The organism is Natronomonas sp., assembly GCF_046710025.1.
Taxonomy (GTDB): Archaea; Halobacteriota; Halobacteria; order Halobacteriales; family Haloarculaceae; genus Natronomonas.
In genome coordinates this window covers 1-8,875 of record NZ_JBKEGK010000098.1, presented here as the reverse complement: position 1 = coordinate 8,875, position 8,875 = coordinate 1, and the positions used below count along the sequence as shown (strand labels likewise).

General features: G+C 65.0%; 14 protein-coding genes. All 14 read right to left on the bottom strand.

Going from position 1 to position 8,875, the window contains the following annotated elements:
* Positions 1-95 precede the first annotated feature (95 nt).
* Positions 96-812 carry a phosphoribosyltransferase family protein gene (locus ACI944_RS08180; protein ID WP_411718565.1) on the bottom strand — a complete coding sequence of 239 codons (717 nt, stop codon included), beginning with the start codon at positions 810-812 and terminating at the stop codon, positions 96-98.
* A gap of 84 nt (positions 813-896) precedes the next feature.
* A complete protein-coding gene (pyrE, locus tag ACI944_RS08175; protein ID WP_411718564.1) occupies positions 897-1,424 on the bottom strand; it encodes an orotate phosphoribosyltransferase in 528 nt (175 codons plus the stop codon).
* A gap of 80 nt (positions 1,425-1,504) precedes the next feature.
* Positions 1,505-1,798, bottom strand: a complete 294-nt coding sequence (gene eif1A, locus ACI944_RS08170; protein ID WP_411718563.1) for a translation initiation factor eIF-1A — start codon at positions 1,796-1,798, stop codon at positions 1,505-1,507.
* Positions 1,799-2,024: 226 nt separating this feature from the next.
* Positions 2,025-2,300, bottom strand: a complete 276-nt coding sequence (locus ACI944_RS08165) for a DUF5808 domain-containing protein (RefSeq protein ID WP_411718562.1) — start codon at positions 2,298-2,300, stop codon at positions 2,025-2,027.
* Positions 2,301-2,435: 135 nt separating this feature from the next.
* Positions 2,436-4,130, bottom strand: a complete 1,695-nt coding sequence (locus ACI944_RS08160) for a bifunctional N(6)-L-threonylcarbamoyladenine synthase/serine/threonine protein kinase (RefSeq protein ID WP_411718561.1) — start codon at positions 4,128-4,130, stop codon at positions 2,436-2,438.
* Between the two features lie 3 nt (positions 4,131-4,133).
* Positions 4,134-4,268, bottom strand: coding sequence for a 30S ribosomal protein S27ae (locus ACI944_RS08155; RefSeq protein ID WP_411718560.1), 135 nt, complete (start codon positions 4,266-4,268; stop codon positions 4,134-4,136).
* Positions 4,269-4,583 (bottom strand): 30S ribosomal protein S24e, encoded by a 315-nt coding sequence (locus tag ACI944_RS08150; protein ID WP_411718559.1) that lies wholly within the window; start codon positions 4,581-4,583, stop codon positions 4,269-4,271.
* Positions 4,584-4,718: 135 nt separating this feature from the next.
* Complete coding sequence (locus tag ACI944_RS08145) at positions 4,719-5,258, bottom strand: GTP-dependent dephospho-CoA kinase family protein (RefSeq protein ID WP_411718558.1); 540 nt, start codon at positions 5,256-5,258, stop codon at positions 4,719-4,721.
* A gap of 1 nt (position 5,259) precedes the next feature.
* Positions 5,260-5,457, bottom strand: a complete 198-nt coding sequence (gene spt4, locus ACI944_RS08140; RefSeq protein ID WP_411718557.1) for a transcription elongation factor subunit Spt4 — start codon at positions 5,455-5,457, stop codon at positions 5,260-5,262.
* Positions 5,458-6,027, bottom strand: coding sequence for a DNA-directed RNA polymerase (locus ACI944_RS08135; protein WP_411718556.1), 570 nt, complete (start codon positions 6,025-6,027; stop codon positions 5,458-5,460). It abuts the gene before it with no gap.
* A 1-nt stretch (position 6,028) separates the two neighbouring features.
* Positions 6,029-6,412 (bottom strand): twitching motility protein PilT, encoded by a 384-nt coding sequence (locus ACI944_RS08130; RefSeq protein ID WP_411718555.1) that lies wholly within the window; start codon positions 6,410-6,412, stop codon positions 6,029-6,031.
* Positions 6,409-7,638, bottom strand: coding sequence for a translation initiation factor IF-2 subunit gamma (locus tag ACI944_RS08125; protein ID WP_411718554.1), 1,230 nt, complete (start codon positions 7,636-7,638; stop codon positions 6,409-6,411). Before ACI944_RS08125 ends, ACI944_RS08130 begins: the two co-directional genes overlap by 4 nt.
* A 140-nt stretch (positions 7,639-7,778) precedes the next feature.
* The gene (locus ACI944_RS08120) at positions 7,779-8,357 is read right to left on the bottom strand and encodes a hypothetical protein (protein WP_411718553.1); all 579 of its coding nucleotides are present in this window, start codon (positions 8,355-8,357) and stop codon (positions 7,779-7,781) included.
* Positions 8,358-8,475: 118 nt separating this feature from the next.
* On the bottom strand, positions 8,476-8,875 hold a 400-nt coding region (locus ACI944_RS08115; protein WP_411718552.1), incomplete at its 5' end, for an acyltransferase.

Sequence of the window (8,875 nt, the reverse complement as noted above, 5' to 3'; positions counted from 1 at the left end):
TCGTTTTCGTCGACGTTCGGGAACGTATATACAAAAACATGCATATTCGGCGCATCCGACAGCGCCGGCCGGGTTCGCACACCGACGTGTTCTAGTTACTGCTCAAATTCGACGAGCGCGTCGACGGACGCGTCGGTGTGGGTGCGCGCCCGGTCGACCCCCTCCTTGCCGACCGCGATGAGTGCGAACACGCCGGTCACCTCGGCGTCGGCCGCGGCTGCGATCTCGAGGAGGAGTTCTTGGGTCTCGCCCGATCGGATGAGGTCGTCGACGACGAGCACCGACTCGCCCGCTGAAACCGCGTTCACCGGGAGATAGTAGTCGATCTCGATCCCCGAAGAGAGCCGCTGTCGGGCCTCGATGAACTTCTCGACGGCGGTCTCTCGCGACTGCTTGGCGTACGCACACCGCGCTCCGAAGTGACGCGCCATCGCCGCCGCCATCGTTATGCCGTCGGTCGCCGCGGTCAACACCACGTCCGGCGGGTCGATCGAAAGCGTCTCGACGGCCACGGGCGGGACGAGCGACAACAACGACTGATCGAAGACGAGTCGCGAGTTGTCGACGTACCCCTCGCCGTCGACCTCGATCCGGGCGTCGAGTTCCTCGGCCAGCAGGTCCGTGCCGACATCAGAGACGATCTCTCGGGCGCGGCGCTCACCGGGGAGGACGTGGCCGTTCACGTATCGGTTTAAATCCCCCGCTGGCAGCCCCGTCTCCGCGGCGAGTTCCTCGTAGGTGCGCGTCTCCTTGCGCGTCCGCAACACGTCGACGGCGCGCAACTGGAGGGCTGCTTTCTCCGAGCGGTTCATACCACCTACTGGATCATCGCACGTGTTTGAATACTTCGGTGTCAGTTTAGATGAATATAGGCAAAAAAGTGCGTATTTCGGGCGTTACCGGTCGTGGTCGGCCAGAAGCTCTGACGCGGTCAAAAGCGCCTCCAACTCGATATCGTGCTCGGCGAGGTTGGACGCTGCCCCCTCCTCGCGGTCGACGACGACGAGGACGCGGTCGACGACCGCCCCGGCCTCGCGAAGCGCTTCGACGGCGTCGATTGCGCTTTGCCCCGTCGTGGCGATGTCTTCGAGGACGACGACTTCCGCCCCCGCCTCAAACTCGCCCTCGATCCGGTTGCCGGTACCGTACTCCTTGGCCTGCTTTCGGACGATGACGTACGGACGGTCGGTCTCGACCGCCGTCGCCGCGACCAGCGGCACCGCGCCAAGTGCGACGCCAGCGAGGCGTTCTTCGCCGACCCGGTCGGCGAACGCCGACGCGATGAGCCCTAGACAGCGCGGGTCCGTCTCAAAAACGTACTTGTCGACGTAGTACTCGGACGTGCCGCCATGTGAGAGCTCAAACTCCCCGAACTTGACCGCCTCGGCGTCCCGAAGCGCGTCGATGAGTTCCCGGTTGACCATACCATTCTCTCGGCCCTGGATGGCAAAAACCGCGCGGAATCGAGATGGACCGAACAGGTCCGGACGGGGGCGTCGAGACGTCAGACCGAATCAGTGATGTGACCTTCCTTGCGGAGTTGATCGGCCTCCTGTTTCTCGTAGCGCCAGGCGATGTCGGCCTTTTCATCCTGCCAGTCCCACGGTTCGACCAACACGACGTCGTCCTCGCGGATCCAGATGCGCTTTTGCATCCGCCCCGGGATCCGGGCGGTCCGCTCGGTGCCGTCCATACACCGCACTTTCACCCGGTTCGCGCCGAGCATGTTCGTGACGACGGCGAACACCTCGTCGTCGTCGGGCATTCTGAGGTTTTTTCGTCCCCCGTTGTCGCTCATACCGGGGCGTTGTACAGGGAACCGTTTAAGACTTTATTAATTCAAAACAGCCGTCTCGGGGCCGCAAATCGGTGTTTTGGCAAAATAGGTCGACCCACGACAGCCACCCTCACCGGGCGGCGGCGTGCGAGAATTTTATCTATGATCTCTCGCCCTCGCGGGGGTTTCGGCCCCAGTCGGCGACACCTTCTCACCTGATAGTAATGGTTCAGTCGGCGATACCTGCTCAGTCGACGATTACTTCGACCGGGTCCTCGTCGCTGTCGTCGTCGTCGACGGAGCCGATCGACCCCTTCTGCTGGTAGAACAGCGCCGCGGCGACGCCCAACACGAGCCACGACCGCCAGTTCGCCAGGTTCAGCGTGTAGCCGATGCCGAAGGGTTTCTCGACCAACATCCCGCCGCCGGGTTGCCAGTACGCAGAGAGCATCCGCCCGAGGGAGGGCCGCTCGAAATTGTACGGAACGCCGAACAGTTCGCCCGACTGTGGCTTGTCGCTCATGCAATGGGGTAGGGTGTCCCCCAACTTATAAGTATACCTTCCATCCTGGCCCACCCCTCGTTGCTGGTCGACCCCCGCCCACGGCAACATCGAATACCTGTCGTTCGGGATTGCGTCTTCCCGTCGATACGCACCTTACTGGTACCGGCCACGCGTCTCGATTTCGCGCAGGCGATCGAGCACGTTTCCGTCGCCGGCGTCCCGGTAAGCGTCCTCGAAGGCGTCGAGCAGGTCGGCCGGTTCGGTGGCCGTGCCGGCCAGCGCCCCCTCGAAGACGTGGAGGTCCATCGCGTAATCCTCCACGTGATCGGTGTAGTAGCCGAGGCCGAAGTCGATGAGGTAGACGCGGTGTCCGCCGACCCGGACGTTCCGCGGCGTCGGATCGCCGTGGACGAACCCGGCGTCGTGACACCGCGCCAAGTGGCGACCGACAGCCCGGGCGCTCGGCTCCGACCCCGCATCGGTGAGATCGGCCGTCCCGACGAACTCGAACTCAAGCCGCCCAGCCTCGGGGTCGACGTCGAGGACGACCGGTGTCGGGACGCCGACGCGGCGCGCTTCGCTTGTGAGTCGAGCCTCCGAGCGCGTCCGCTCCCGTCGGAGCCGCGCGTCGAGTTCGGGGTGGCGATACGCCTTCGAGAGCCGTCGCTTGTACACGAGGTCGTCACCGGGGTCCAGTTTGACGATCGCCTCTGCGCCTTGGGTCCGCTCTCGGCCGGGATCCGAGTTCGAGCCCGCCCCCGGCTTCGGGGTTGAGAAGGCCCCGCTCTTTCTCGTCGACACATCGTCGTCCCGCCACGTTACCGGGACCTCGTCGGGGCGGAAGTCCGGTCGAACCTGTGAGTCGGCGATCGACACCGTGTCGCCGGCCTCGTACATCCGCGCGCCAAGGATCGCGATCATGCCGGCGTTGTCCCGCAGGAACCGCGGTTCGGGGGTATAAAACGACGCACTGCGCTCCTCGCACATCGTCGCCAACATGCCCCGGAGTCGGTCGTTCTGCCCGACACCGCCGCCCAACACGAGTTCGTCGCCGCCGGTCAACGAGAGCGCGCGCTCGGCGACCTCGGTGAGCATCGCGAATGTCGTCTCTTGAAGTCCACAGCAGACATCCGCGATCGGCGTCCCGTCGTCGACGGCCGCCTTCGCCGCGGAGGTGATCCCCGAAAACGAGAAGTCCATCCCCTTGACGACGTACGGCAACTCGACGTACTCGCCCGCGGTCGCCTCCCGCTCGACCTTCGGGCCGCCGGGGTGGCTCCAACCGACGTGACGCGTGAACTTGTCGATCGCATTGCCGATGCCCGTGTCCATCGTCTCGCCGAGCACCCGGTACCGGCCGTCGTGGTGGCCGAGCACGTGGGCGTTGGCCCCAGACGCGTTCAGACACACCGGGTCCGAGAAGCCGGAGTAATGTCGGCCGACCTCCAGATGGGCGACCATGTGGTTGACACCGACGAGCGGCACCTCCAGTGCGCCGGCGAGCGCACGCGCGGCGGTCGCAGCGATCCGCAGACACGGGCCGAGCCCCGGCCCCCGGGAGAAGGCGACGGCGTCGAGGACCTCGTCCGCTGGGCCGTGCACCGATTCTATGTACGCGACGGCATCTTCGACCATTTCGGGGATGGCACTCCGCATGTGTTCGGCCGCCTCGCGGGGATGAATGCCGCCGCTATCGGGTTCGTAGGCGTCCGAGAAGATCCGCACGTCGTCGGCCGCCGCGCCCGCATCGGCGTCGGTTTCGGCTTCGGTGTCGACGCCGACGAGGTCATCGAAGACGGCCGCGCTGGCACACCAGGCGGTCCCCTCGATGCCGAGCACGCGGGTCACGGCCTACTTAAACTCGGTGTAGCCGCACTTCCCGCAGTGTTTGCGGTCGCCGTACTCTCCGAGGAAGGTGTCGCCGCATCGGGGGCAGTGCTCGCGGTCCGTCGTGCCGTCCTCGTTGTAGAGTTCGTGACGCGCCATTCAGGCTTCCTCCGCCCCAGGGTCGTCGCCGTCCTCGGCCGCGATCTTGTTCCGCTCGAGGGCGTGGCCCTGCTCGACCTTCTTCGCGTGGTCGGCGTCCTCGTACACCTTCGCGTAGCCGACGGTCTTCCGCATCCCGTACTTCGTGTCGAGCTTTCGGATGACGACCTCCCCGGCGTCCTTATTGAGTTTCGCGGCGAGGGAGTCCCGGACCGAGAGTCGGGAGGGGGTCGCTTCCTCGTGTGTCATCTGAAACCGAACGTCGGTCCGGTGCAACATCGGGTTTTCGTCCTCGTCGATGATATCGAGTTCCATGGTTACGTTGCTGTGATATTCCGGGGAAACGCCTAAAAGGATTTCGAAGCCGCAGACGGACGCTACGTGGCGATTCGTCGATCGCGTCCACGCTGACGTGGCACACGAAGCGAACTGTGACCCCGACCGTGGGCGCTACGCCGACAGAATCTCGGCGATCCGGTCGTAGTCGCTCTGCATACCGTCGATGAGTTCCCGACACCGCGCCCGCGTCCCCTCCTCGACCGGAACGAGGACCATTCCCTCGTCCGGTTGGCCGTAGACGACGGACGCGCCGTCGGGGGCGGCGACGACGGCCGGCAGCGAGGCGAGGTCCTCCTCGCCATCGACCACGATGACGGTTGCCTCCGGAGCCTCAAGTGCGGATGCGAGTGCTTCAAGCAGGTCGTCGGTGATCGTCGACTGGGGATTGGCGACGTCGATCCGCTCGTCGAACGCCTCTGTGGCACCCAGCACCTCCCGCTCGACACGCTCGCGTTTCGTTTTCCCGTCGACGATGGCAACCGCTGGGCGGCGCTCGGCCTCGAGGAGGTGATACGTGACGATGTCGCCGACCGCGACGATCGGATCGCCGGTGTCGGCCAGTAGGGCGTCGGTGTCGGTGTACACCTCCCCGAGCGGCTCTTTGAGCTCCTCGCGCATCTCCGTCGGCATCTTCGCAAGTATGGTCGCCATTTCAGCGGACCTTCAGGGCGTAGCGGCCGGACTCGGTGACCTCCATCGCTTCGGCGATTTCGCTCTCCTCGGGGTGGGCGATGACGACGTAACCGGCCCAGTCCTCGGTGAGCGAGTTCGACCCGCAGGCCGGGCACTGCTCGTCGCCCTCGACATCGAGCACGCGATGGCAGTCCCGACACACTAGACGAGTCGCCATCTAATCACCCGCCTGCGCCTCGCGGCGCTCGCGCTCCTCCTTGAGCCAGCCGAGTTTGCCGAGTCCCGGCTGCTTCGCGGTCAGGCCGATCTTTGAGTCCCGGGGGTTCCGCTCGTCGACGCTCTTCGTGACGATGCGCGCCCGAACGGAGTCGCCGACGCTCAACACGCGGTTTGAGTCCCGCGAGGCGAGTTGTTGGTTCTCGCCGTCGTAGGCCAGATACTCGTCGGAGATCTGGGAAACGTGGAGCAGTCCGTCGACCGGACCGATCCCGACGAAAGCGCCGAAGTTGACGACCTCGACGACCTCGCCGTCGACGACTTCCTGCATCTGTGGATCGAACGTAACCACGTCGAAGTCGGCTTCGTAGTAGACACCGGGGCGGTTCGGGAGGACGGCGCCGTCGCCGATATCGTGGACTTTCGTCACGCTCACGACGCTGCCGATGTCCTCGTCCATCTGTCCTTCGAGCTTGTCCTGCAGCAGCCGCCTGACGAGCTCGGGCGACACGTCAGCGAGGTATCTGGGTGGAACCTCGACCGTATCTTTGAGTCTGACCCGCTTGTACATATTAGGGTTGAGTAATTTCGAATTTGGTTCGCCCGCGTAAACAGATTACGGGAACGTTCGCTTCCAGCAGCCGCCCTCTGAGGGGCATATCGCTCGTGACCGCGTAGTCGATCTCGGCACGCCGACCGACCTCGACGATCGCGTCGTCGGCGTAGCCCGCGTCGTGGCGGACCGTTTCGCACTCGCGGCGCGCCAGATCTGCGCCGACGCCTGCGGCTTTCGCGGCCTCGCCGCCGCCCGAGGAAAGCCGGTCGAGTTCGGCGAGCACCGCCTCGGGGACGACGGTCTCGTACTCCCCGAGGAGCCGATCGAGCTCCGCGAAGGTCCGGACGCCGACCTCGACGGGTGTCATGAGCGCGTTCGAATCGAGCACGGCGCGGGTCACCGTAGCGTTCCGACCCCGATGAGCCGCCAGCGCGCGCCGACACGGCGGTTGACGGCTATTTTTGCGCCTTCGGAAGCGCAGACGGGGCGTTTCAGTTGCACCTCGCACTCCTCGTCACGAGCGCTCGTGACCGAACCGACCGTCGTCGCCGTCCCGACCGTGAGCATCAGTGGCTCGCCGGTGCTTATCGGCTCGATTTCGTCGGCCTCCTCGCCGACGACGCGCTCGAGTAGCTCGACGTCCATCACGAACGACTCCCGCGTCGGCGGCAGTGACCCTGGCGGTCCCGCGACCTGCCCGGCTAACGCGTCACCCTTCGTGAGCGAGGGGTCTAGCCCCGTGCCGACGCCGAGGAGGCCGCCCGGCGAAACCGCATCGACGAACTCGCTGCCGGCCTGCAGCGACCGGACGGTCGTCTCGACGGGACGGTACTCCGACTTTCCGCCCTCCTCGACCTCGCGTCCGGGCTTTATTTCGATCTCCTCGTCGACCTCTAAGCGCCCCTGCGTGAGTGACCCGCCGAGCACGCCGCCGACGAGATCCTCGTGGGTTGTCCCCGGACGGTTGATGTCGAACGACCGGGCGACCTGCATCCGGGCGTCGGCGTCGGGGTCCCGATCCGGCGTCGGGATCTCCTCCTCGACCGTCTGCATCAGCAGGTCGACGTTGACGTCGCGCTGGGCGGAGATTGGCACGATCGGGGCCGACTCGGCGACGGTCCCGTCGACGAACTCCGCGATCTGCTCGTAGTTTTCGACCGCCTGCTCGCGGTCGACGAGGTCGATCTTGTTCTGGGCGATGACAATGTTCTCGATTCCGATGATGTCCAGCGCCATCAGGTGCTCTTCGGTCTGCGCGCGCGGGACGGGTTCGTTGGCCGCGATGACCAGAACGGCCCCGTCCATGATTGCCGCGCCCGAGAGCATCGTCGCCATCAGCGTCTCGTGGCCCGGCGCATCGACGAACGACACCGTTCGGAGATGCTCGCTCTCGGAGCCGTCCGGACAGGTCTCCTCGACCGTGTATCGCTCGGGCGCGTCGAGGCCCGGACACTCCCGGAACGTGGCGTCGGCGTAGCCGAGGCGAATGGAGATGCCGCGTTTCATCTCCTCGGAGTGTTGGTCCGTCCACTCACCGGAAAGCGACTCGACGAGCGTCGTCTTCCCGTGGTCGACGTGGCCGACCAGTCCGATGTTCACCTCCGGTTGTCGGTGTTTCTGCGTCATTTAGTAATGACGTGAATATCCGCCCGTGCGCTTCATAAACCTACTGTTCCGTCCGTCACGCGTTTTTATCAGTTCACCGTTCCGCGTTCCGCCCGTTTGCCGACACGGGGCGAAACACGGCCTGATTCTCGGTCGATGGATTAAAAATCGCCCTCAACGCTCCCGTCGGCGTCGAGGTAAATGATCCCGTTGAAGAGCGACTTGAACGCCTCGACGTCGGCCTCGTCGTGGACCTCCTCCGAGAGGTGGAACAGGCCGACAGCGTCGTACTCCTCCAGCAACGCGAGCAGCTCCTCGACCGTCTCAAGAGCGCGCTCGTCGTCGGCGTAGTACGCCAACTCCGTCACCGAATCGAGACTAATCCGCCGTTTGCCGTCGTGGGTCTCGAGGAATCGCCGAGTCGTCTCGACGATCCCCTCCAAGTCGTCGGGCGCGGAAACGTAGGAGACGTGCTCGGAGGAGCGTCGCGAGTAGCCTCGCTCGACCGAGAGCGTGTCGAGGATGTCCGCCTTCGTCTCGTCGACGTCGTAGTACTCCAGTTTCTGCTGTACCTCGCGAGCGGTCGTCCGCGTCGAGATAACCAGAATTCGGTCCGCGTCGATCTTCAAGAAGTCCGTGTCGATTCGGTCGGTTTCGCCGGTACTCGGATGGATCAACAGGACGCCCGTGCCGCCGGGGATCGTCTCCGGGGCGTCTTCGATGGCGAGGTCGTAGTCCATAGGAAAGGTGGTGGGCGGCGGTCCCTTAAATTGTGTTTGTCCTCCGTCACGGTTGCCGGAACCGGATCACGACGCGCCTCCCGAGAATCTCCGTTTCGTCGGGTCGCCCCGGCCGGCCTCAACTCTCGCCGGGCGGCGAGAGATTTCGATCGAACTCGTCGAACTCCTCAAACGGCTCGGGAAACTCGTCCGGCAGTTGCCGGCGCTCGCGGTTGTCGACGAGGGGACCGAGGTCGTCGGCGACGGCCTCCCACCCGGGTTTGACCTTGACGCTCTTGGCTGGCGATCCGGCTGCGATGTGGTGTGCGGGCACGTCGCCGAGCGTAGTCGCGCCCGACCCGATCATCGCGTTCTCGCCGATTCGACAGCCAGCGCTGATCATCGAGCCGTAGCCGAGTCGGACATCGTCCTTGAGGATTGTCTCGTAGGTCGTCACGTCCGTCTGGTCAACCGTATCGTGGGCGTGGGTGTGGACGTGACTTCGGTCGGCGATCGAGACGCGGTCGCCGATCGACAAC

What these genes read in the sequence shown, in the direction of transcription:
- eif1A (WP_411718563.1), bottom strand. Translation starts at nt 1,798, where the DNA reads ATGAGCGACAACGGGGGACGAAAAAACCTCAGAATGCCCGACGACGAC.
- ACI944_RS08180 (WP_411718565.1), bottom strand. Translation starts at nt 812, where the DNA reads ATGAACCGCTCGGAGAAAGCAGCCCTCCAGTTGCGCGCCGTCGACGTG.
- ACI944_RS08120 (WP_411718553.1), bottom strand. Translation starts at nt 8,357, where the DNA reads ATGGACTACGACCTCGCCATCGAAGACGCCCCGGAGACGATCCCCGGC.
- ACI944_RS08135 (WP_411718556.1), bottom strand. Translation starts at nt 6,027, where the DNA reads ATGTACAAGCGGGTCAGACTCAAAGATACGGTCGAGGTTCCACCCAGA.
- spt4 (WP_411718557.1), bottom strand. Translation starts at nt 5,457, where the DNA reads ATGGCGACTCGTCTAGTGTGTCGGGACTGCCATCGCGTGCTCGATGTC.
- pyrE (WP_411718564.1), bottom strand. Translation starts at nt 1,424, where the DNA reads ATGGTCAACCGGGAACTCATCGACGCGCTTCGGGACGCCGAGGCGGTC.
- ACI944_RS08155 (WP_411718560.1), bottom strand. Translation starts at nt 4,268, where the DNA reads ATGGCGCGTCACGAACTCTACAACGAGGACGGCACGACGGACCGCGAG.
- ACI944_RS08125 (WP_411718554.1), bottom strand. Translation starts at nt 7,638, where the DNA reads ATGACGCAGAAACACCGACAACCGGAGGTGAACATCGGACTGGTCGGC.
- ACI944_RS08165 (WP_411718562.1), bottom strand. Translation starts at nt 2,300, where the DNA reads ATGAGCGACAAGCCACAGTCGGGCGAACTGTTCGGCGTTCCGTACAAT.
- ACI944_RS08150 (WP_411718559.1), bottom strand. Translation starts at nt 4,583, where the DNA reads ATGGAACTCGATATCATCGACGAGGACGAAAACCCGATGTTGCACCGG.
- ACI944_RS08145 (WP_411718558.1), bottom strand. Translation starts at nt 5,258, where the DNA reads ATGGCGACCATACTTGCGAAGATGCCGACGGAGATGCGCGAGGAGCTC.